Source organism: Enterobacter sp. UCD-UG_FMILLET (assembly GCF_000762975.1).
In the GTDB taxonomy this organism is placed as follows: domain Bacteria; phylum Pseudomonadota; class Gammaproteobacteria; order Enterobacterales; family Enterobacteriaceae; genus Enterobacter; species Enterobacter dykesii.
Window position 1 is genome coordinate 126667 of the sequence record NZ_JRJC01000026.1, and the last position, 20991, is coordinate 147657.

The following is a 20991-nucleotide window of genomic DNA, read 5'->3' on the forward strand; positions in this document are numbered from 1 at the left end:
ATGAGCACAAAAGCGATTTATCCGGGTACCTTCGATCCGATCACCAACGGTCATCTTGATATCATCACCCGTGCGGCGTGCATGTTCGACAAGGTGATCCTGGCCATTGCCGCCAGCACCAGCAAAAAGCCGATGTTTGACCTCAACGAGCGCGTACAGCTCGCCACCGATGCCATTTCGCATCTGCCGAATGTTGAGGTGGTCGGGTTTAGCGACCTGATGGCTAACTTCGCCCGCGCTCAGCAGGCCAATATTCTGATCCGCGGTTTACGCGCGGTGGCAGACTTCGAGTATGAGATGCAGCTGGCGCACATGAACCGCCACCTGATGCCGGAGCTGGAGAGCGTGTTCCTGATGCCCTCCAAAGAGTGGTCGTTTATCTCTTCCACGCTGGTAAAAGAGGTGGCGCGTCATCACGGCGACGTCACCCATTTCCTGCCAACTAACGTCCACCATGCACTGATGGAAAAGCTAAAGTAACCCTATTTCTGGCACTGACGGCAGTAGAACGTGGCGCGCTGGGCGTGCTTCGTGGCAATAACGGGCGTGCCGCAGACTCTGCACGGTTCGCCTTTACGGCCATATACCTGCAGCTCCTGGGCAAAATAGCCCGGCTTGCCGTCACTTTGCAGGAAGTCCTTCAACGTTGTCCCGCCCTGCTCAATCGAGCGAAGTAATACGGCTTTAATCACTCGAACCAGCAGCTCGCACTCCTGCGCAGACAGCGAAGAGGCCAGCCGATCGGGATGGATCCCGGCCGCAAACAGCGATTCGCTGGCGTAGATGTTCCCCACGCCGACCACCAGCTTGTTATCCATCAGCCAGGGCTTAATCGGGCTTTTCTTCTTCGCACACTTCGCCTTGAGGTATTCCGCGTTAAACGCGTCTGAGAGCGGCTCCGGGCCCAGATGCGCCAGCACGTTGTGCCCTTCCAGCTCCTTCGTCCACAGCCACGCGCCAAAGCGCCGTGGGTCGGTGTAACGGAGCACTTTGCCGTTGCTCATCACCAAATCGACGTGGTCGTGCTTTTCCGCAGGCAACTCTTCGGTAAGAATGCGCAGGCTCCCGGACATCCCCAGGTGGATAATAATCCAGCCGTCGGGCAGCTCCAGCAGCAGGTATTTAGCGCGGCGCTGTACGCTAAGGACGGGTTTATCGCTCAGGGCATGGATCTCATCGGACACCGGCCAGCGCAGACGTCCATTGCGGACCACCGCGTGAAGAATCGTTGCGCCGACCAGATGGGGCTCAATGCCGCGACGGCTGGTTTCTACCTCAGGTAATTCAGGCATGGTTCCTCCGTTGAGATACAGAATGCAAAAAACCCCGCAGTTGCGGGGTTTTTCGATACAAGGAGACTAAAATTATTTGATTTTAGCTTCTTTGTACAGTACGTGCTGGCGTACAACTGGATCGAATTTTTTCAGTTCCAGTTTTTCCGGCTTAGTACGTTTGTTCTTCGTGGTGGTGTAGAAGTGACCTGTACCAGCAGAAGAAACCAGCTTGATTTTCTCGCGAATACCTTTAGCCATGATTTATTTCCTCTTTAAGTACTTAGTACTTTTCGCCACGGGCACGCAGTTCGGACAGAACTGTATCGATGCCTTTCTTATCGATTACACGCATACCTTTAGCAGATACGCGCAGGGTGACAAAACGCTTCTCGCTCTCAACCCAGAAACGGTGAGAGTGCAGGTTCGGCAGGAAACGGCGTTTAGTCGCGTTCAGTGCGTGGGAACGGTTGTTACCGGTCACCGGACGCTTGCCAGTAACTTGGCAGACTCGGGACATGTCTATTCTCCAAAAATCAAATTAGCTCGAGCTTCGTATGGGGTATCGGCGCCTCGTCAGGCTTTACAGCCCGGTCATCGCATAGTTCTAAGTGAACTCTCGATTGCCAGGCCCAAATGCCAAACCCGAGATTCTCAAAGGTGGCGTAGTATACGCTGACTCGGCGGTGTGCTCAAGTCCCGAACAGACAAAGATCCCGATGGATCGCGAGAAATAGCCTAAATCCAGCCATGTTCTGCGAAAGAAATGTACTCACCGCGGCCAATTATCAGATGGTCCAGCACACGAATGTCCATGAATTGACAGCATTTGATAATGCGTTCGGTGATTTCTTTGTCCGCTCTGCTCGGTTCTGCACAGCCAGAGGGGTGATTATGCGCGAGGATCACGCCCGCTGCATTCACTTTTATCGCTTCCCGCACAATTTCACGCGGATGCACCTCAACGTGGCTCAACGTGCCCGCAAAGAGACAGCTATGTTTCAGCACCCGATTTCTGTTATCGACAAAGATCACCATAAAGATCTCGCGTTCAATATCGGTTAACTGGCTTTGCAGGAATTCGCGCGTCATTTCTGGCGTCAGGATCGGATCTTCCTTCTCCATGCGGACATTGTAAAAACGGCGGGCAAGTTCAGCAATGCCCCTCAGCTGGGCATATTTCGCAACGCCAATCCCCTCAACGTGCTTAAACTGCGCCAGATCGGCGGTCAGTAAACCGTACAGCGAACCGAAATGTGCTATCAGCTCTTTTGCCAGCGTAAATACCGTTTTTCCGGGCGTTCCGGTACGTAAAAAGAGCGCTAACAGTTCATCGTCTTTTAACAGGGTGACGCCATAGCGCAGCAGTTTTTCGCGCGGCAGCAGCTCCTCATCCTCTTCTTCCATGCTCTTTCTCCCCTTTTTAACCTCATGCTGCCACAGGCCAATCCGTCGCTCGACGGCCACATTGCGTTCTTGCGTAGCGCCTCGCAAAGTGGACGAAGTACAAAATCACTCCACTTTGGGGATTGTGATAAAATGCCCGCTCTCTGGTGAAACCCAACAGGAAAGAATCATGATGAGCCTGGCCGGTAAAAAAATCGTTCTTGGCGTGAGCGGCGGTATTGCCGCCTATAAAGCGCCGGAGCTGGTGCGTCGTCTGCGCGAGCGCGGAGCTGACGTGCGGGTCGCGATAACCGAAGGCGGTAAAGCCTTTATCACTCCCCTGAGCCTGCAGGCCGTTTCAGGATACCCGGTATCTGACAGCCTGCTCGATCCGGCCGCCGAAGCCGCGATGGGCCATATTGAGCTGGGTAAATGGGCAGACCTGGTTATCCTCGCCCCCGCCACGGCTGATTTAATCGCTAGGGTTGCGGCCGGTATGGCAAACGATCTGGTCTCCACCATTTGTCTGGCCACGCCAGCTCCAGTTGCCGTCGTTCCTGCCATGAACCAGCAGATGTACCGTAACGCGGCCACCCAGCACAATCTTGAGACGCTGGCCTCACGCGGCCTGCTTATCTGGGGTCCGGACAGCGGCAGCCAGGCCTGCGGCGACGTTGGCCCGGGTCGCATGCTTGATCCGCTGACGATTGTTGATATGGCCGCTGCCCATTTTTCGCCTGTCAACGATCTGCAACATCTCAACATCATGATTACCGCGGGCCCCACGCGCGAGCCGCTGGATCCGGTGCGCTACATTACCAACCACAGCTCCGGCAAAATGGGCTTTGCGATTGCCGCCGCCGCCGCAAGGCGTGGCGCGAACGTCACGCTGGTGAGCGGCCCGGTATCGCTGCCTACCCCTGCGTTTGTGAAGCGAATCGACGTCACCACCGCGCTGGAGATGGAAGCCGCCGTGCAGGCACATGCGCAAAGCCAGCAGATTTTTATCGGCTGTGCGGCCGTCGCAGACTATCGTGCCGAAACGATCGCCGAGGCTAAAATTAAAAAGCAAGGCGATGAATTAACACTGAAAATGGTGAAAAACCCGGACATTGTTGCCGGCGTCGCCGCACTAAAAAGCCATCGTCCATACGTTGTTGGGTTTGCCGCAGAAACGAATAATGTGGAAGAATATGCCCGGCAAAAACGTACCCGCAAAAACCTCGATTTGATTTGCGCGAACGACGTATCGCTGGCCACACAAGGATTTAACAGCGACAGCAACGCACTGCACCTTTTCTGGCAGGATGGAGATAAAGTCTTACCGCTTGAGCGCAAGGAACTCCTGGGCCAACAATTACTGGACGAGATCGTTACCCGTTATGATGAAAAAAATCGACGTTAAGATTCTGGACCCGCGTGTTGGCGAGCAATTCCCGCTGCCAACCTATGCCACCTCCGGCTCTGCCGGTCTTGACCTGCGCGCCTGTCTCGATGACGCCGTAGAACTGGCTCCGGGTGCCACTACCCTGGTTCCAACTGGCCTGGCAATTCACATTGCTGACCCGTCTCTGGCAGCGGTGATCCTGCCGCGTTCTGGTCTGGGTCATAAGCACGGCGTTGTGCTGGGTAACCTGGTGGGCCTGATCGACTCCGACTACCAGGGTCAGCTGATGGTTTCCGTCTGGAACCGCGGTCAGGACAGCTTCACCATTGAACCGGGCGAGCGTATCGCACAAATGGTCTTTGTACCGGTGGTGCAGGCAGAATTTAACCTGGTGGCAGACTTTGACGCCACCGACCGTGGCGAAGGCGGCTTCGGCCATTCCGGGCGCAAATAACGGCCCGAAAGACACGTATCTCACAGCGTCATAATGCAATAACAAACCGCAAACGCCCGTTTGCGGTCGCTGTGTGGATGCCAGCCTGGCAAGTGCTTATTTTCAGGGGTATTTTGTAACATGGCAGAAAAACAAACCGCGAAAAGGAATCGTCGCGAAGAAATACTTCAATCTCTGGCTCTGATGCTTGAATCCAGCGATGGCAGTCAACGCATCACCACCGCTAAACTGGCCGCCTCTGTAGGCGTGTCTGAGGCGGCGCTGTACCGTCATTTCCCGAGCAAGACCCGGATGTTCGACAGCCTGATCGAGTTTATTGAAGACAGCCTGATTACGCGCATCAACCTGATTCTGAAAGACGAAAAAGACACCACCGCGCGTCTGCGTCTGATTGTGCTGTTAATTTTGGGCTTCGGTGAACGCAATCCGGGCTTAACCCGCATTCTCACCGGCCACGCGCTGATGTTTGAACAGGACAGACTGCAGGGCCGCATTAACCAGCTTTTCGAACGTATTGAAGCGCAGCTGCGCCAGGTACTGCGCGAAAAGAAAATGCGTGAAGGCGAAGGTTACACCATCGATGAAACGCTGCTGGCGAGCCAGATACTGGCGTTTTGTGAAGGGATGCTCTCCCGCTTTGTGCGTAGCGAATTCAAATATCGTCCAACGGACGATTTTGACGCCCGCTGGCCGTTAGTGGCTGCTCAGTTGCAGTAATCCGTAAGCCCGGTAAGCGTAGCGCCACCGGGCGATTTAATTACACCCCGAACTCTTCCCGGTACGCACGTACCGCTGCCAGATGGTCCGCCATCTCAGGCTTCTCTTCCAGATACGCAATCAGATCTTTCAGGGTGATAATCGACGTCACTTTACAGCTGTAATCGCGTTCGACTTCCTGAATAGCGGAAATTTCGCCGCGACCACGCTCCTGACGATCCAAAGAAATCAGCACGCCAGCAAGCGTCGCACCGTTGGCCTGAATAATCTCCATCGATTCACGGATCGCCGTACCCGCAGTAATCACGTCATCGACCAGCATGACGCGGCCCTGCAGCGCGCTGCCGACCAGATTCCCGCCTTCACCATGGGTTTTAGCTTCTTTGCGGTTAAAGCAGTACGGCACGTCGCGGTCATGGTGTTCCGCCAGCGCCACCGCGGTGGTGGTCGCAATTGGAATGCCTTTATAGGCCGGGCCAAACAGCAGATCAAAATCAATCCCGGAATCCACCAGCGCTTCGGCATAGAAACGGCCTAACAGTGCCAGATCGCGCCCGGTATTAAACAGCCCGGCGTTGAAGAAATAGGGACTCTTACGCCCGGATTTCAGCGTAAATTCGCCAAACTTAAGTACCTGCTTGTTAAGCGCAAACTCAATAAACTGGCGCTGATACGATTTCATGGATTTGCTCCTTTGGTTTTTCTGTCTTACAGGCAAAAAAAAGGCGACTCATTGGTCGCCTTTAAAATCAATTTTCTAACGCCGCTTTCTGCGTCGTTACAATGGATTCGATTCCCCCTCGGGCCAACGCCAGCAGGGAGAGAAGCTCTTCGTGGGTGAACGGCTCGCCTTCCGCCGTGCCCTGCACCTCAATGATGTGACCGTCTTCGGTCATCACCACGTTCATGTCGGTTTCGGCTGCGGAATCTTCAACGTATTCCAGATCGCAAAGCGCTTCGCCGTTAACGATACCAACAGAAACCGCCGCAACCATGCCTTTCATTGGGTTGGTTTTCAGCTTACCGGCCGCAACCAGCTTGTTCAGGGCATCCGCCAGCGCCACGCAGGCACCGGTAATCGACGCCGTACGCGTACCGCCGTCTGCCTGAATCACGTCGCAGTCCAGCGTGATGGTGAATTCACCGAGGATTTTCAGGTCAACGGCGGCGCGCAGCGCACGCGCGATCAGACGCTGAATCTCCATGGTACGACCGCCCTGCTTACCCTTTGCCGCTTCACGAGCATTACGGGTATGGGTCGCACGCGGCAGCATGCCGTATTCTGCGGTGATCCAGCCCTGGCCCTGACCTTTCAGGAAGCGCGGAACGCCTTCTTCGATGGAGGCGGTGCACAGCACTTTAGTGTCACCAAACTCAACCAGCACGGAGCCTTCAGCGTGTTTTGTATAGTTACGGGTCAGGGTGACGGGACGCACCTGGTTGGCGCTACGACCTGATGGACGCATGATGGATTCTCCGGCTTGAAACGAATGTGGCTGCGCATTATACGGATAAAGGACGCTTATTCCTATCCTGAGAAGCCCCCGAAAGCTATAATCCCCCCATCTCTCCTTTAAAAACGGGAATGTCTATGATCCGCAGTATGACCGCCTACGCCCGGCGTGAAATCAAGGGTAGCTGGGGCAGCGCCACATGGGAAATGCGCTCGGTAAACCAGCGTTACCTGGAAACGTATTTCCGTATGCCGGAGCAGTTCCGCAGCCTTGAGCCTGTTGTACGTGAACGTATCCGTACGCGTCTGACGCGCGGGAAAGTGGAATGTAACCTGCGCTTTGAGCCTGATGCCAGCGCACAGGGCGAGCTCATCCTCAACGAAAAACTGGCGAAACAGCTCGTGAATGCGGCGAACTGGGTCAAAATGCAGAGCGATGAAGGCGAAATTAACCCGGTTGATATTCTGCGCTGGCCTGGCGTCATGGCGGCCGGTGAGCAGGATCTGGATGCCATTGCCGCTGAAATCCTGGCAGCCCTCGACGGCACGCTGGACGACTTTATCGTTGCCCGTGAAACCGAAGGCCAGGCGCTGAAAGCGATGATTGAGCAGCGCCTTGAAGGCGTGAGCACCGAAGTAGCGAAAGTCCGCACCCATATGCCAGAAGTGCTGCAATGGCAGCGCGAGCGCCTGGTCGCCAAACTGGAAGAAGCGGAAGTTCAGCTGGAAAACACCCGTCTGGAACAAGAGCTAGTGCTGATGGCGCAGCGTATTGATGTCGCTGAAGAGCTGGACCGTCTGGAAGCGCACGTTAAAGAAACCTACAACATTCTGAAGAAGAAAGAAGCTGTGGGCCGCCGTCTGGACTTTATGATGCAGGAGTTCAACCGCGAGTCGAACACCCTGGCGTCTAAATCGATCAATGCAGAAGTGACGAATTCAGCGATTGAGCTGAAAGTGCTGATTGAACAGATGCGCGAGCAGATCCAGAACATCGAGTAATGCCTTTCGGGTGGTGTCGAATGCATCACCCATTACTATTTCTAATCCATCTCAACGCCCACTTTGTCGCTTTACCGCCTTTCATCAAGCCTGCTCAATATAACTTGATAAAAATTTATAGGGCAAACTGACTCGCCTTAGAAAATCTCAATCGTGATCTTGCGCACAAATCGCTAACCTGCCCCGCGTTCACACCGGAGGGTATATGCTGCTTCACATCCTTTATCTCATTGGCATCACCGCAGAAGCCATGACCGGCGCACTTGCCGCCGGACGTCGCCGTATGGATACCTTCGGCGTGATCATTATTGCTACGGCGACCGCGCTGGGTGGCGGTTCCGTGCGCGATATTCTGCTTGGCCATTACCCGCTCGGCTGGGTTAAACACCCTGAATACGTGATTATCGTGGCAACGGCCGCCGTGTTAACCACCATAGTGGCGCCCGTTATGCCCCATCTTCGCCGCCTGTTCCTGGTGCTTGATGCGCTGGGGCTGATTGTCTTTTCGATCATCGGCGCGCAAATCGCGCTCGATATGGGGGAAGGACCGGTTATCGCCACCATCGCCGCCGTGGTCACGGGCGTATTCGGCGGTGTGCTGCGCGATATGTTCTGCAAACGCATCCCCCTGGTCTTTCAAAAAGAGCTGTATGCCGGCATCTCCTTTGCGGCAGCAGTACTTTATATCGCTCTGCAGCATTACGTTTCAAACCATGATGTGGTGGTCATCTCGACGCTGCTGTTTGGCTTTACGGCCCGCATGCTGGCGCTGCGTCTGAAGCTCGGGCTGCCCGTTTTTCATTACAAACACAGCGCCCACTAGCTTCAGAACCCGTTGATGTGCTGTTCAGCGAGCCATTTCGCCAGCACATCAATCTGAGGCGCGTGAATCCAGTTAACGATTTGTCGTGCTTTCTCCTCTCCTGTTCCCGGCAGGGTCTGCCAGTCCTTTGCGTTGCGCCCGCTCATCTTCTGCCACGATATGTCTCCCATCGCCTTCAGCGAAGCCTGGGTCAATGGCACACCCATTGCCATGAGCCAGCGGATAAACGGCTTCTCGCGCACCAGATTAAATCGGTGCCAGAGCGCCAGCCCGCGTGCTGAGGAAAAACCCGGTGTAGCCTGCAGCTGCGCCTGCGTTAATAACAGCCATGAAAAGAGATGTTCAAAATGATGCGCCTGCCAGAGGGTCCGCCAGCCTGACTCGCCTACTCCTTCAATATCGAATACCTGCTTTGAACTGAGCCAGGTCAGCCGGGCATAGAACTGCTCCATACACTCCGGCGAAGCATAGAAACAGCTAAGAGCATGATAGCGCGAGGCCGGAGGCTCTGGTTTATGTCTGTCCGTTCCGCGCCAGAGCACCTTATCAAACCGGGGGATACCCTGCCCGGCCAGGCTGATCTGTATCTGATCCCCCGGAGCAATATCCAGACTCTGCCAGCGCCCAACCGAGCCCAGACTCACCCGCTGCACCTGTTTATCATCCAGTTGTACGGGTTCCAGCTCTGCTACAACGGAAATTTTGCCCGTGCGCCCCACGGAAAAATGAATATCACTCACCTCAGCGACCTGGGCTGCGGGAGGATATTTCCACGCGACAACCCAGTGGCCTTCTCCCGGTAACCACTCTTCGCCCGCAGGTTCATCCTCCGAACGCACCACAATGCCATCCGTGGCAAAGGGTAATGCGGTCACGTGCCAGGCCGCGCGCTGCTTCTCGACGGCATCGACAGAATCGGCGGGTAGCGTGTACTGTGCCGACAACGGAAAACCGGCCTGAGACAGTTCAGCTAAAGAGGTACGCATATCTTTCGGTCCGTCCGGCCAGGCCCAGATAAATACGCCGATCTTGCTCAATAGCGAGTTATCCTTTTGCCGCATCATCGCCCCCGCTACCTTTGCGCGAGCGTTCATTCCGCCCAACTGGCTCTGAATGTGGTTGTCGCGTAACCAGTAAAGCTCGCCCTGCAAGACGCTATTCGCCAGCGTACCGGTGAGATTTTGCGGAACCGACGGGATTAAACGTACCTTCCCGGTCCAGTCTTCCCCTTTAAGGCCATCACCGCGACTGATAGCCTGAGTTAACTTTCCGTTGCGATAGACCAGCGTCACCGCCACACCGTCAACTTTCGGCTGCAGCCACAGATGCTGTCGGGCACGCATCCACTGCCTCAGTTCCTCTTTGCTGGCCACCTTATGCACGCCCGTGTGGGCAACGGGATGTTTTACGCTTCCCGTCAGCGCCGGGAGTTTCTCTTCTGAAGGCTCACTGCCAAAACAGCGCTGCCACTGTGTTAACCGCCCGTGAAGCTGGTCGTAAGCCTCGTCGCTGATTTCACTCACGCCCTGCTTCCAGTAAGCCTCATCCCAGCCTTTGATTTGCGCGCTTAACGACGCCATCTCTTTTTCTGCTTTTGCCTGCGACCACACCGGGCACACCGCCGCGCCATAGCCACACCACAACAGCATTAACCCGCTTATCCATCGCCACATCGCTACCCCTCCTTTTCATTGCAGGAGATATACCCGGATGCCTGAAACAACGCTAACGGCAACATTTCACAATGCGAGACGCTATCCGGTGTTTCTTTTGGTTGCTGAAAACCACAGATAAAACCTGAAAACGGCACGCAAAATTCAATAATCCAGGGGAAAAAGTGTGACAAAGGCTACGTCACACGGCGGTGACGTGTATAATAAGCCCGTATGTAGGACTTCTTCGTTAACACATACAAAAGACTCTCATGGCTCAAGGCACGCTTTATATTGTTTCTGCCCCTAGTGGCGCGGGTAAATCCAGCCTTATTCAGGCACTGTTAAAAACCCAACCGTTGTACGACACACAGGTTTCTGTTTCTCACACCACGCGAGCGCCGCGTCCGGGTGAAGTGCACGGTGAACACTATTTCTTTGTGGATCACGACGAGTTCAGAGCGATGATCGGCAGAGACGCGTTTCTTGAACACGCTGAAGTATTTGGCAATTACTACGGTACCTCGCGTGAAACCATTGAGCAGGTTCTGGCCACGGGCGTGAATGTGTTCCTGGATATCGACTGGCAGGGCGCACAGCAAATTCGTAAGAAAATGCCTGATTCGCGCAGTATCTTTATTTTACCGCCATCGAAAGATGAGCTGGATCGCCGCCTGCGTGGCCGCGGTCAGGATAGCGAAGAAGTGATCGCAAAGCGTATGGAACAGGCTGTTGCAGAAATGAGCCATTACGCGGAATATGATTACCTTATTGTGAATGATGATTTTGATGCCGCATTGAGCGATCTCAAAACCATTCTTCGTGCAGAACGTCTGCGTATGAGCCGCCAGAAGCAGCGACATGACGCATTAATCACCAAACTGTTGGCAGACTGAACCCACTTTCAGTATCATGCCCAGTCATTTCTTCACCTGTGGAGCATTTTAAGTATGGCACGCGTAACTGTTCAGGACGCTGTAGAGAAAATTGGTAACCGTTTTGACCTGGTGCTGGTCGCCGCGCGTCGCGCTCGTCAGATGCAGGTAGGCGGTAAAGATCCGCTGGTACCGGAAGAAAACGATAAAACCACCGTTATTGCACTTCGCGAAATCGAAGAAGGTCTGATCAACAACCAGATCCTCGACGTGCGTGAGCGCCAGGAGCAGCAAGAGCAGGAAGCCGCAGAACTGCAGGCCGTAACCGCTATTGCTGAAGGTCGTCGTTAATTAAACCTGCGGGTCGCCCTTGTATCTGTTTGAAAGCCTGAATCAACTGATTCAAACCTACCTGCCTGAAGACCAGATTAAGCGTCTTCAGCAGGCGTATCTCGTTGCACGTGACGCTCACGAGGGCCAGACACGTTCAAGCGGTGAACCCTATATCACGCACCCGGTAGCGGTGGCCTGTATTCTGGCCGAGATGAAACTCGACTACGAAACGCTGATGGCCGCTCTGCTGCACGACGTGATCGAAGATACCCCAGCCACTTACCAGGACATGGAACAGCTGTTTGGCAAAAGCGTTGCCGAACTGGTGGAAGGGGTTTCTAAGCTTGATAAGCTGAATTTCCGCGACAAGAAAGAGGCGCAAGCCGAAAACTTCCGCAAGATGATTATGGCGATGGTGCAGGATATCCGCGTTATTCTCATCAAACTCGCTGACCGTACCCACAACATGCGCACGCTGGGCTCACTTCGCCCGGATAAACGTCGCCGCATTGCCCGTGAAACCCTCGAAATCTACAGTCCGCTGGCGCACCGTTTAGGTATTCACCACATTAAAACCGAGCTGGAAGAGCTGGGTTTTGAAGCGTTGTACCCGAACCGCTATCGCGTGATTAAAGAGGTGGTGAAAGCCGCACGCGGTAACCGTAAAGAGATGATTCAAAAAATCCTCTCGGAAATTGAAGGGCGCTTACAGGAAGCGGGAATCCCGTGCCGCGTCAGCGGTCGCGAGAAACATTTGTACTCCATCTACTGCAAAATGGTGCTCAAGGAGCAGCGTTTTCACTCGATCATGGACATCTACGCCTTCCGCGTGATCGTCCACGACTCGGACACCTGCTATCGCGTGCTGGGGCAGATGCACAGCCTCTACAAACCGCGTCCGGGGCGCATGAAAGATTACATCGCCATTCCAAAAGCGAACGGCTATCAATCTTTGCACACCTCGATGATCGGGCCACACGGCGTGCCTGTTGAGGTGCAGATCCGCACCGAAGACATGGACCAGATGGCAGAGATGGGGGTTGCCGCACACTGGGCGTATAAAGAGCACGGTGGAGAAAGCAGTACAACCGCACAAATCCGCGCCCAGCGCTGGATGCAGAGCCTGCTGGAGCTTCAGCAGAGTGCGGGCAGCTCGTTTGAATTTATCGAGAGCGTTAAATCCGATCTCTTCCCGGATGAGATTTACGTTTTCACCCCAGAAGGTCGCATTGTCGAACTGCCTGCGGGCGCAACGCCGGTCGACTTCGCTTACGCCGTGCACACCGATATCGGGCATGCCTGCGTCGGCGCGCGTGTCGACAGACAGCCTTATCCGCTGTCTCAGCCGCTCTCCAGCGGCCAGACGGTAGAAATTATTACCGCGCCGGGCGCACGTCCGAACGCGGCCTGGCTGAACTTTGTCGTTAGCTCCAAAGCGCGCGCCAAAATTCGCCAGCTGCTGAAAAACCTCAAGCGCGATGATTCCGTCAGCCTGGGGCGTCGTCTGCTCAACCACGCGTTGGGCGGCAGCCGTAAGCTGGCTGAAATTCCGCAGGAGAACGTCCAGCGTGAGCTGGAGCGCATGAAGCTCGCGTCACTTGACGACCTGCTGGCAGAGATTGGCCTCGGCAACGCCATGAGCGTGGTGGTGGCGAAGAACCTGCAGCAAGGCGACACGACAGCGGTGCCTGCAACCACGCAAAGCCATGGACACCTGCCGATTAAAGGCGCGGACGGGGTGCTGATCACCTTCGCAAAATGTTGCCGTCCAATACCTGGCGACCCGATTATTGCGCACGTCAGCCCGGGTAAAGGGCTGGTTATCCACCACGAGTCCTGTCGTAACATTCGCGGCTACCAGAAAGAAGCCGAGAAGTTTATGGCAGTCGAGTGGGATAAAGAGACGGCGCAGGAATTTATCACCGAAATTAAGGTGGATATGTTCAACCATCAGGGCGCCCTGGCGAACCTGACGGCAGCGATCAACACGGCTTCTTCCAACATTCAGAGCCTGAATACGGAAGAAAAAGATGGCCGCGTGTACAGCGCCTTTATTCGTCTGACCGCCCGCGACCGCGTGCATCTGGCGAATATTATGCGCAAGATCCGCGTCATGCCGGATGTGATTAAAGTCACCCGAAACCGAAACTAGGTTTATGAATTCACAACGTTATGCACGTATCTGCGAAATGCTCGCCAGGCGTCAGCCTGACCTGACGGTCTGCATGGAGCAGGTGCATAAACCTCATAACGTCTCTGCTATCGTTCGTACCGCAGATGCCGTCGGTGTGCATGAAGTACACGCCGTCTGGCCGGACGGCCGTATGCGCAATACGGTCTCGGCGGCGGCAGGCAGCAACAGCTGGGTGTCTGTCAAAAATCATCACACCATTGGCGAAGCCGTATCGCACCTGAAAGGGCGCGGGATGCAGATCCTGGCCACTAACCTGTCCGCCAAAGCCGTAGATTTTCGCGAGATCGACTACACCCGCCCAACCTGCATTTTGATGGGTCAGGAGAAAACCGGGATCTCCCGGGAAGCGCTGGATCTGGCGGATCGTGACATCATCATTCCGATGATCGGCATGGTGCAGTCTTTGAACGTCTCCGTGGCGTCCGCACTCATTCTGTATGAAGCGCAGCGTCAGCGTCAGAACGCCGGGATGTACGAGCGCAGCAACAGCATGCTGCCGGAAGAGGAACAGCAGCGCCTGCTGTTTGAAGGTGGTTATCCGGTGCTGGCTCGCGTTGCGAAGCAGAAAAAATTGCCTTACCCCCACGTCAACGCGCAGGGCGAAATTGAAGCCGATGCCGAGTGGTGGGCCACCATGCAGTACGCCGGGTAAGCGATGAAAGGCCGCCTGCTGGATGCCATCCCGCTTAACAGCCTGACGGGCGTGGGCGCGGCGCAAAGCAATAAGCTGGCAAAAATTGGCCTGCACACCGTGCAGGATCTCCTGCTTCACCTCCCCCTGCGTTACGAAGACCGCACCCAGCTCTACAAGATTGGCGATCTTCTTCCCGCCATTTACGCCACCGTTGAAGGCGAAGTCCTGAACTGCAACATCACCTTCGGCGGACGCCGAATGATGACCTGCCAGATCAGCGACGGCACAGGCATTCTCACCATGCGTTTTTTCAACTTCAGTGCGGCGATGAAAAACAGCCTGGCGACGGGCCGCAGGGTGCTGGCCTATGGCGAAGCCAAACGCGGGAAATACGGCGCAGAGATGATCCACCCGGAGTACCGCGTGCAGGGCGATCTCAGCACGCCGGAAATGCAGGAGACGCTCACTCCGGTTTACCCGACGACCGAAGGCATCAAGCAGGCCACGCTGCGCAAGCTCACCGATCAGGCGCTGGAGCTGCTGGATACCTGCGCCATTACCGAGCTGCTGCCGCCCGAACTGGCGCAGGGCATGATGAGCCTGCCCGAGGCGCTGCGAACCCTGCACCGCCCGCCGCCAACGCTGCAGCTCAGCGATTTAGAAAGCGGCAAACACCCCGCACAAAAGCGTCTTATCCTTGAGGAATTACTGGCACATAACCTGAGCATGCTGGCGCTTCGCGCGGGCGCGCAGCGTTTCCACGCTCAGCCGTTAAGCCAGAATGATGCGCTCAAAGATAAGCTGCTGGCCTCGCTGCCGTTTAAACCCACCGGCGCGCAGGCGCGCGTCACCGCCGAGATTGAACGCGATATGGCGCTCGACGTGCCGATGATGCGCCTGGTGCAGGGCGACGTGGGCTCCGGTAAAACGCTGGTTGCCGCGCTGGCGGCCCTGCGCGCGATTGCTAACGGTAAACAGGTGGCGCTAATGGCGCCGACCGAGCTGCTGGCTGAACAGCACGCCAACAATTTCCGCGCCTGGTTTGCGCCACTCGGGATTGAAGTGGGCTGGCTTGCCGGAAAGCAAAAAGGCAAAGCGCGCCTTGCGCAACAGGAGGCTATTGCCAGCGGGCAGGTGCAGATGATTGTCGGCACGCACGCCATCTTCCAGGAGCAGGTGCAGTTTAACGGTCTTGCGCTGGTGATAATCGACGAGCAGCACCGCTTTGGCGTGCATCAGCGTCTGGCATTATGGGAGAAAGGGCTGCAGCAGGGCTTCCACCCGCATCAGCTGATCATGACCGCCACGCCGATCCCACGCACCCTGGCGATGACCGCCTACGCCGATCTGGATACCTCTACCATCGACGAACTGCCGCCGGGCCGTACGCCGGTCACCACGGTCGCCATTCCCGACACGCGCCGCAGCGATATCATTGACCGCGTGCGCAACGCCTGCACCCAGGAAGGGCGTCAGGCCTACTGGGTCTGTACGCTGATTGAAGAATCTGAACTGCTGGAAGCGCAGGCTGCCGAAGCAACGTGGGAAGAGCTTAAGCTGGCGCTGCCGGAGCTGAACGTCGGTCTGGTTCACGGACGCATGAAGCCCGCCGAAAAACAGGCGGTAATGCAGGCGTTCAAACAGGGTGATTTGCATCTGCTGATCGCCACCACGGTGATCGAAGTCGGCGTGGACGTCCCAAATTCAAGCCTGATGATCATCGAAAACCCGGAGCGTCTCGGCCTTGCCCAGCTCCACCAGCTGCGCGGGCGCGTCGGCCGCGGCGCGGTTGCGTCCCACTGCGTACTGCTCTACAAAGCACCTCTTTCCAAAACGGCCCAGATGCGTCTTCAGGTGCTGCGCGACAGCAACGACGGTTTTGTGATTGCGCAAAAAGACCTGGAGATCCGCGGCCCGGGCGAACTGCTGGGCACGCGTCAGACGGGTAACGCGGAGTTCAAGGTTGCGGATTTACTGCGCGATCAGGCCATGATCCCCGAGGTTCAGCGCCTCGCCCGCCATATTCATGAACGCTACCCCGAACAGGCGGCAGCGTTAATTGAGCGCTGGATGCCGGAAACCGAGCGTTATTCCAACGCCTGATGTCAGGCAAACATCGGCAGCATCAGGTACAGCTTGATCACCAGCGCGTTGACGATATCAATAAAGAAGGCGCCAACCATCGGGACCACCAGAAACGCCATGTGCGATGGCCCGAACCGTTCGGTGATCGCCTGCATGTTGGCGATAGCCGTTGGAGTGGCCCCCAGACCAAACCCGCAGTGACCCGCCGCCAGCACCGCCGCATCGTAGTTTTTGCCCATCATGCGCCAGGTCACGAACATGGCGTACAGCGCCATAAACAGCGCCTGCACCGCCAGTATCGCCACCATCGGTAGCGCCAGCGAGGCCAGCTCCCACAGCTTGAGGCTCATCAGCGCCATCGCCAGGAACAGCGACAGGCAGACGTTGCCGAGCACCGACACCGCCCGTTCAAACACGCGATAGAAACCCATCAGCGCCAGACCGTTGCTCAGGATCACCCCGATAAACAGCACGCAGACAAAGGTCGGCAGTTCAAGCGCGGAACCCGCCAGCCACTGCGCAACCACTTTGCCCACGGTCAGGCAGATGGCGATCGTCGCGATAGTTTCAATCAGCACCAGCGAGGTGATGCTGCGGCCGACGTCCGGCTTTTCGAACGCGGTCGGCACCAGCTCATCGTCAGGCCTGCCGTTCGGCGTGGTGGAGTGCTTCACCAGATACCGCGCCACCGGGCCGCCAATCAGGCCACCCAGCACCAGACCAAAGGTCGCACAGGCCATCGCCACTTCCGTCGCGTTTTCAAACCCGTAGCGCTCGATGAACAGCTTGCTCCACGCGGCCCCGGTTCCGTGACCGCCCGAAAGTGTAATCGACCCCGCCAGCAGACCCATCAGCGGATCCAGCCCCAGCAGCGTTGCCATGCCGATGCCAATGGCGTTTTGCATCAGCAGCAGCCCCACCACCACAATCAGGAATACGCCGAGCACCTTACCGCCCGAGCGCAGGCTCGCCAGGTTGGCGTTCAGGCCGATAGTGGCAAAGAAGGCCAGCATCAGCGGGTCTTTCAGGGACATATCAAAATCGATTTCCCAGCCCATGCTTTTTTTCAGTATCAGCAGGGCCAGCGCCACCAGCAGGCCACCGGCGACAGGTTCAGGAATGGTGTATTTCTTCAGAAGGGAAACGCTATGTACCAGCTTGCGACCAAGCAGAAGAACCAGCGTTGCGGCAACAAGGGTCGACAACGTATCGAGATGAATCATAAAAGGCTCCTGTAATGCGCGTGCTCCATACACACGCGGCGTTATCCTGGGCCGGTTTGCGCTCTTCATGAGCCCCCGGCGCAAAAAGTGTAATTTTTTTTCCCGATGCGTTGTAGAAAACCTGCTCACAGCAGCATATTTTCTTCCCTTTTTTTGCTGGCAATCGTTTGCTTTTACCAGGTGGTCAGATAAAATGCCCGCTTTTCCACCGTGGGATTGCCGCCGATGTCCGTTAACACCATAGAGTCGCCTGATGCGCAACCGATTGCGCAGAAGCAAAATAGCGAACTGATTTACCGCCTTGAAGACCGCCCGCCGCTGCCGCAAACGCTTTTCGCCGCCTGCCAGCATCTTCTGGCGATGTTTGTTGCGGTGATCACCCCGGCGCTGCTGATTTGTCAGGCGCTCGGCTTACCGGCGCAGGACACGCAGCACATTATCAGCATGTCTCTCTTCGCCTCCGGCGTGGCCTCGATTATTCAAATTAAAGCGTGGGGTCCGGTGGGGTCAGGTTTATTGTCGATTCAGGGCACCAGCTTTAACTTCGTGGCACCGCTGATCATGGGCGGTACGGCGCTGAAAACCGGTGGTGCGGATGTCCCAACCATGATGGCGGCGCTGTTCGGCACCCTGATGCTGGCCAGCTGCACGGAGATGGTCATCTCCCGCGTTCTGCATCTGGCTCGCCGCGTCATTACCCCGCTGGTTTCCGGCGTGGTGGTGATGATTATCGGCCTGTCGCTGATTCAGGTGGGCCTGACCTCCATCGGCGGCGGTTATGCCGCAATGAGCGACCACACCTTCGGCGCGCCGAAAAACCTGCTGCTGGCGGGTGTCGTGCTGGCGATCATTATTCTGCTTAACCGTCAGCGTAATCCTTACCTCCGCGTCGCCTCGCTGGTTATCGCCATGGCGGCGGGCTACCTGCTGGCGTGGGCGCTGGGCATGCTGCCGGAAAACACCGCGCCGACCAACAGCGCGCTGATCGTCGTCCCTACGCCGCTGTACTACGGTCTGGGCATTGACTGGGGTCTGCTCCTGCCGCTGATGCTCGTCTTTATGATCACCTCTCTGGAGACCATCGGCGATATCACCGCTACCTCGGACGTCTCCGAGCAGCCCGTTTCCGGCCCGCTGTACATGAAGCGCCTGAAAGGCGGCGTGCTGGCGAACGGCCTGAACTCGTTTGTCTCTGCGGTCTTCAACACCTTCCCGAACTCCTGCTTCGGTCAGAACAACGGCGTGATCCAGCTGACCGGCGTGGCCAGCCGCTACGTTGGCTTCGTGGTGGCGCTGATGCTGATCGTTCTCGGCCTGTTCCCGGCGGTAAGCGGCTTTGTGCAGCACATTCCTGAGCCGGTGCTGGGCGGTGCGACGCTGGTGATGTTCGGCACTATCGCGGCCTCCGGCGTGCGTATTGTCTCCCGCGAGCCGCTGAACCGCCGCGCGATCATGATTATCGCGCTGTCGCTGGCCGTTGGTCTGGGTGTTTCCCAGCAGCCGCTGATCCTGCAGTTTGCGCCTGACTGGGTGAAAAACCTGCTCTCTTCCGGCATTGCCGCGGGCGGTATCACCGCTATCGTTCTGAACCTCGTTTTCCCGCCTGAAAAGAACTGATCCTCTTCACGGCAGGCAGTCAATGCCTGCCGTGACATCTAATTACACCATTCCCGCCTTGAGGATTGCGCATAAATCGTGCATAACTCCCTTATGTGCGTTTTGCGGGATGGAAGACCATGAAATTTATTGGAAAGCTCCTCATCTATCTTCTGGTAGCCCTGCTCATTGTGCTGCTGGCGTTCTACATTCTGCTCCAGACCCGCTGGGGCGCGTCTCAGGTCAGCAGCTGGGTGACGGTGAATACCGACTACGAACTCAGTTTCGACAAGATGAATCACCGCTTTTCGTCGCCTTCCCACATCATTCTGGAAAACGTCACCTTCGGTCGGGACGGTAAACCCGCCACGCTGGTAGCCAAAAAAGTCGATATCGGCCTGAGCAGCCGCCAGATAACCGATCCGCTGCATATGGACACCATCACCCTGTTCGACGGCACGCTGAATCTCTCGCCCCAGACGGCACCGCTGCCGTTCCAGGCGGATCGCCTGCAGCTGAACAACATGGCGTTTAACAGCCCGAATACCGAATGGGACCTCAGCGCGCAGAAGGTCACGGGCGGCGTCAGCCCGTGGCAACCGGAAGCGGGCAACGTGCTGGGGAACAACGCGCAGATCCAGATGAGCGCGGGCTCGCTGACCCTGAACGGCGTACCGGCCACCAACGTGCTGATCGAGGGCCAGCTCAACGGCAAGGAAGTGGTGCTGAAAACGATTGGCGCCGATATGGCCCGTGGCTCACTCACCGGCTCCGCCCTGCGCAACGCCGACGGGAGCTGGATTATCGACACGATGCGCCTGAACGAGATCCGCCTGCAGAGCGATAAAACGCTGATGGCGTTCTTCGCGCCGCTGGCCACTATCCCCTCTCTACAGATTGGTCGTCTGGACGTAACCGACGCCCGGCTTCAGGGCCCGGACTGGGCGGTGACCGATCTCGATCTAAGCCTGCGCAACCTGACTCTCAGCAAAGGCGACTGGCAGAGCCAGGAAGGCCGGCTGTCCATGAATGCCAGCGAGTTTATCTACGGCTCGCTGCATCTTTTTGATCCGATCCTGAATGCGGAGTTTTCCCCGCAGGGCATGGCGCTGCGTCAGTTCACCTCCCGCTGGGAGGGCGGCATGGTGCGCACGTCCGGTAACTGGCTACGCGACGGTAAAGCGCTGGTGCTGGACGATGTCGCCATCGCCGGGCTGGAATACACCCTGCCGCAGAACTGGAAAACGTTGTGGATGGAGCCTCTGCCGGAATGGCTGAACAACGTGACGCTGCAAAAATTCGGCCTGAGCCGCAACCTGGTGATCGATATCGATCCGGCTTTCCCGTGGCAGATCACCTCTCTTGATGGCTATGGGGCTAACCTGCAGCTAGCGCAAGACCATAAGTGGGGCGTGTGGGGCGGCAGCGCCACGCTGAACGGCGCGGCGGCCACCTTTAACCGCGTGGACGTGCGCCGTCCGTCGCTGGCGCTGAATGCGAACGCCGCCACGGTGAACATTACCGACCTGAGCGCCTTTACCGAGAAAGGTATTCTGGAAGCCACGGCGACGGTTTCACAGCTGCCGCAGCGGCAGACCACGGTGAGCCTGAACGGGCGCGGCGTGCCGCTCAACGTGCTGCAGCAGTGGGGCTGGCCTGCGCTGCCGATTACGGGCGACGGCAATATTCAGCTCACCGCCAGCGGCAGCGTGCAGGCAAATGCCCCGCTGAAGCCAACGGTGAATGCGAAGCTGGGCGCGGTAAATATGGATAAACAGCAGGTGCAGCAGACTATGGCGGGTGGCGAGGTATCGACCACAAGGTAAATGCAAAACGGCAACCCTGTTGCCGTTTTTGATGTTTGTTCCCTCTCCCTGTGGGAGAGGGTCAGGGTGAGGGCATCAGA

At 56.7% G+C, this 20991-nt stretch carries 21 protein-coding genes; 13 read left to right on the forward strand and 8 right to left on the reverse strand.

Going from position 1 to position 20991, the window contains the following annotated elements:
- A complete protein-coding gene (gene coaD / locus LA04_RS12450) occupies nucleotides 1–480 on the forward strand; it encodes a pantetheine-phosphate adenylyltransferase (protein WP_047651796.1) in 480 nt (159 codons plus the stop codon).
- A gap of 2 nt (nucleotides 481–482) precedes the next feature.
- On the opposite strand, the gene mutM is transcribed toward coaD, so the two are convergent.
- From mutM to radC, 4 genes are all read right to left on the reverse strand, one after another.
- Nucleotides 483–1292, reverse strand: coding sequence for a bifunctional DNA-formamidopyrimidine glycosylase/DNA-(apurinic or apyrimidinic site) lyase (gene mutM / locus LA04_RS12455; protein WP_023309890.1), 810 nt, complete (start codon nucleotides 1290–1292; stop codon nucleotides 483–485).
- A gap of 72 nt (nucleotides 1293–1364) precedes the next feature.
- On the reverse strand, nucleotides 1365–1532 hold the full coding sequence (gene rpmG, locus LA04_RS12460) for a 50S ribosomal protein L33 (protein WP_003024094.1): 168 nt from the start codon (nucleotides 1530–1532) through the stop codon (nucleotides 1365–1367).
- A 22-nt stretch (nucleotides 1533–1554) separates the two neighbouring features.
- Nucleotides 1555–1791: a 50S ribosomal protein L28 gene (gene rpmB / locus LA04_RS12465; RefSeq protein WP_002436699.1), complete on the reverse strand. Its 237-nt coding sequence runs from the start codon at nucleotides 1789–1791 to the stop codon at nucleotides 1555–1557.
- 218 nt (nucleotides 1792–2009) lie between these two features.
- Nucleotides 2010–2678, reverse strand: coding sequence for a RadC family protein (radC, locus tag LA04_RS12470; RefSeq protein ID WP_023309889.1), 669 nt, complete (start codon nucleotides 2676–2678; stop codon nucleotides 2010–2012).
- Nucleotides 2679–2850: 172 nt separating this feature from the next.
- Here radC and coaBC point away from each other — a divergent pair, with 172 nt between their 5' ends.
- From coaBC to slmA, 3 genes are all read left to right on the forward strand, one after another.
- On the forward strand, nucleotides 2851–4062 hold the full coding sequence (gene coaBC, locus LA04_RS12475) for a bifunctional phosphopantothenoylcysteine decarboxylase/phosphopantothenate--cysteine ligase CoaBC (RefSeq protein WP_087823747.1): 1212 nt from the start codon (nucleotides 2851–2853) through the stop codon (nucleotides 4060–4062).
- The gene (gene dut, locus LA04_RS12480) at nucleotides 4040–4498 is read left to right on the forward strand and encodes a dUTP diphosphatase (RefSeq protein WP_008502691.1); all 459 of its coding nucleotides are present in this window, start codon (nucleotides 4040–4042) and stop codon (nucleotides 4496–4498) included. Before coaBC ends, dut begins: the two co-directional genes overlap by 23 nt.
- Nucleotides 4499–4618: 120 nt before the next feature.
- Entirely contained in the window at nucleotides 4619–5215 is a 597-nt protein-coding gene (gene slmA / locus LA04_RS12485; RefSeq protein ID WP_010426428.1) for a nucleoid occlusion factor SlmA, read from the forward strand.
- Between the two features lie 40 nt (nucleotides 5216–5255).
- Here slmA and pyrE read toward each other — a convergent pair whose 3' ends face one another.
- On the reverse strand, nucleotides 5256–5897 hold the full coding sequence (gene pyrE / locus LA04_RS12490) for an orotate phosphoribosyltransferase (RefSeq protein ID WP_010426430.1): 642 nt from the start codon (nucleotides 5895–5897) through the stop codon (nucleotides 5256–5258).
- A 67-nt stretch (nucleotides 5898–5964) separates the two neighbouring features.
- A complete protein-coding gene (rph, locus tag LA04_RS12495) occupies nucleotides 5965–6681 on the reverse strand; it encodes a ribonuclease PH (protein ID WP_047651797.1) in 717 nt (238 codons plus the stop codon).
- A 125-nt stretch (nucleotides 6682–6806) separates the two neighbouring features.
- On the opposite strand from rph, the gene LA04_RS12500 reads away from it, so the two are divergent.
- Nucleotides 6807–7670 (forward strand): YicC/YloC family endoribonuclease, encoded by an 864-nt coding sequence (locus tag LA04_RS12500; protein WP_023309886.1) that lies wholly within the window; start codon nucleotides 6807–6809, stop codon nucleotides 7668–7670.
- 205 nt (nucleotides 7671–7875) lie between these two features.
- A complete protein-coding gene (locus tag LA04_RS12505; RefSeq protein WP_023334014.1) occupies nucleotides 7876–8493 on the forward strand; it encodes a trimeric intracellular cation channel family protein in 618 nt (205 codons plus the stop codon).
- A 2-nt stretch (nucleotides 8494–8495) separates the two neighbouring features.
- Here the strand turns inward: LA04_RS12505 and ligB are convergent, their stop codons facing one another.
- Nucleotides 8496–10166 carry an NAD-dependent DNA ligase LigB gene (gene ligB, locus LA04_RS12510; RefSeq protein ID WP_047651799.1) on the reverse strand — a complete coding sequence of 557 codons (1671 nt, stop codon included), beginning with the start codon at nucleotides 10164–10166 and terminating at the stop codon, nucleotides 8496–8498.
- 251 nt (nucleotides 10167–10417) lie between these two features.
- Between ligB and gmk the strand changes: the two genes are divergently transcribed.
- Genes gmk through recG form a run of 5 tightly spaced genes read left to right on the forward strand, consistent with a single transcriptional unit; the run spans nucleotide 10418 to nucleotide 16284 of the window.
- Nucleotides 10418–11041 carry a guanylate kinase gene (gene gmk, locus LA04_RS12515; RefSeq protein WP_010426438.1) on the forward strand — a complete coding sequence of 208 codons (624 nt, stop codon included), beginning with the start codon at nucleotides 10418–10420 and terminating at the stop codon, nucleotides 11039–11041.
- 54 nt (nucleotides 11042–11095) lie between these two features.
- Nucleotides 11096–11371, forward strand: a complete 276-nt coding sequence (gene rpoZ / locus LA04_RS12520) for a DNA-directed RNA polymerase subunit omega (protein WP_000135058.1) — start codon at nucleotides 11096–11098, stop codon at nucleotides 11369–11371.
- 19 nt (nucleotides 11372–11390) lie between these two features.
- The gene (gene spoT, locus LA04_RS12525) at nucleotides 11391–13505 is read left to right on the forward strand and encodes a bifunctional GTP diphosphokinase/guanosine-3',5'-bis pyrophosphate 3'-pyrophosphohydrolase (RefSeq protein WP_023309883.1); all 2115 of its coding nucleotides are present in this window, start codon (nucleotides 11391–11393) and stop codon (nucleotides 13503–13505) included.
- A gap of 4 nt (nucleotides 13506–13509) precedes the next feature.
- Nucleotides 13510–14199, forward strand: a complete 690-nt coding sequence (gene trmH, locus LA04_RS12530) for a tRNA (guanosine(18)-2'-O)-methyltransferase TrmH (RefSeq protein ID WP_033147052.1) — start codon at nucleotides 13510–13512, stop codon at nucleotides 14197–14199.
- A gap of 3 nt (nucleotides 14200–14202) precedes the next feature.
- On the forward strand, nucleotides 14203–16284 hold the full coding sequence (recG, locus tag LA04_RS12535) for an ATP-dependent DNA helicase RecG (RefSeq protein ID WP_047651800.1): 2082 nt from the start codon (nucleotides 14203–14205) through the stop codon (nucleotides 16282–16284).
- A gap of 2 nt (nucleotides 16285–16286) precedes the next feature.
- Here the strand turns inward: recG and gltS are convergent, their stop codons facing one another.
- The gene (gene gltS, locus LA04_RS12540) at nucleotides 16287–17489 is read right to left on the reverse strand and encodes a sodium/glutamate symporter (RefSeq protein WP_047651801.1); all 1203 of its coding nucleotides are present in this window, start codon (nucleotides 17487–17489) and stop codon (nucleotides 16287–16289) included.
- A 225-nt stretch (nucleotides 17490–17714) separates the two neighbouring features.
- Between gltS and xanP the strand changes: the two genes are divergently transcribed.
- A complete protein-coding gene (xanP, locus tag LA04_RS12545) occupies nucleotides 17715–19106 on the forward strand; it encodes a xanthine/proton symporter XanP (protein WP_023309879.1) in 1392 nt (463 codons plus the stop codon).
- Between the two features lie 119 nt (nucleotides 19107–19225).
- Entirely contained in the window at nucleotides 19226–20911 is a 1686-nt protein-coding gene (locus tag LA04_RS12550) for an AsmA family protein (protein ID WP_047651803.1), read from the forward strand.
- Nucleotides 20912–20991: the final 80 nt, after the last annotated feature.

Bases quoted from the DNA above. Each gene is read 5' to 3' on its own strand.
- coaD (WP_047651796.1), top strand. From the start codon at position 1: ATGAGCACAAAAGCGATTTATCCGGGTACCTTCGATCCGATCACCAAC.
- mutM (WP_023309890.1), bottom strand. From the start codon at position 1,292: ATGCCTGAATTACCTGAGGTAGAAACCAGCCGTCGCGGCATTGAGCCC.
- rpmG (WP_003024094.1), bottom strand. From the start codon at position 1,532: ATGGCTAAAGGTATTCGCGAGAAAATCAAGCTGGTTTCTTCTGCTGGT.
- rpmB (WP_002436699.1), bottom strand. From the start codon at position 1,791: ATGTCCCGAGTCTGCCAAGTTACTGGCAAGCGTCCGGTGACCGGTAAC.
- radC (WP_023309889.1), bottom strand. From the start codon at position 2,678: ATGGAAGAAGAGGATGAGGAGCTGCTGCCGCGCGAAAAACTGCTGCGC.
- coaBC (WP_087823747.1), top strand. From the start codon at position 2,851: ATGAGCCTGGCCGGTAAAAAAATCGTTCTTGGCGTGAGCGGCGGTATT.
- dut (WP_008502691.1), top strand. From the start codon at position 4,040: ATGATGAAAAAAATCGACGTTAAGATTCTGGACCCGCGTGTTGGCGAG.
- slmA (WP_010426428.1), top strand. From the start codon at position 4,619: ATGGCAGAAAAACAAACCGCGAAAAGGAATCGTCGCGAAGAAATACTT.
- pyrE (WP_010426430.1), bottom strand. From the start codon at position 5,897: ATGAAATCGTATCAGCGCCAGTTTATTGAGTTTGCGCTTAACAAGCAG.
- rph (WP_047651797.1), bottom strand. From the start codon at position 6,681: ATGCGTCCATCAGGTCGTAGCGCCAACCAGGTGCGTCCCGTCACCCTG.
- LA04_RS12500 (WP_023309886.1), top strand. From the start codon at position 6,807: ATGATCCGCAGTATGACCGCCTACGCCCGGCGTGAAATCAAGGGTAGC.
- LA04_RS12505 (WP_023334014.1), top strand. From the start codon at position 7,876: ATGCTGCTTCACATCCTTTATCTCATTGGCATCACCGCAGAAGCCATG.
- ligB (WP_047651799.1), bottom strand. From the start codon at position 10,166: ATGTGGCGATGGATAAGCGGGTTAATGCTGTTGTGGTGTGGCTATGGC.
- gmk (WP_010426438.1), top strand. From the start codon at position 10,418: ATGGCTCAAGGCACGCTTTATATTGTTTCTGCCCCTAGTGGCGCGGGT.
- rpoZ (WP_000135058.1), top strand. From the start codon at position 11,096: ATGGCACGCGTAACTGTTCAGGACGCTGTAGAGAAAATTGGTAACCGT.
- trmH (WP_033147052.1), top strand. From the start codon at position 13,510: ATGAATTCACAACGTTATGCACGTATCTGCGAAATGCTCGCCAGGCGT.
- recG (WP_047651800.1), top strand. From the start codon at position 14,203: ATGAAAGGCCGCCTGCTGGATGCCATCCCGCTTAACAGCCTGACGGGC.
- gltS (WP_047651801.1), bottom strand. From the start codon at position 17,489: ATGATTCATCTCGATACGTTGTCGACCCTTGTTGCCGCAACGCTGGTT.
- xanP (WP_023309879.1), top strand. From the start codon at position 17,715: ATGTCCGTTAACACCATAGAGTCGCCTGATGCGCAACCGATTGCGCAG.
- LA04_RS12550 (WP_047651803.1), top strand. From the start codon at position 19,226: ATGAAATTTATTGGAAAGCTCCTCATCTATCTTCTGGTAGCCCTGCTC.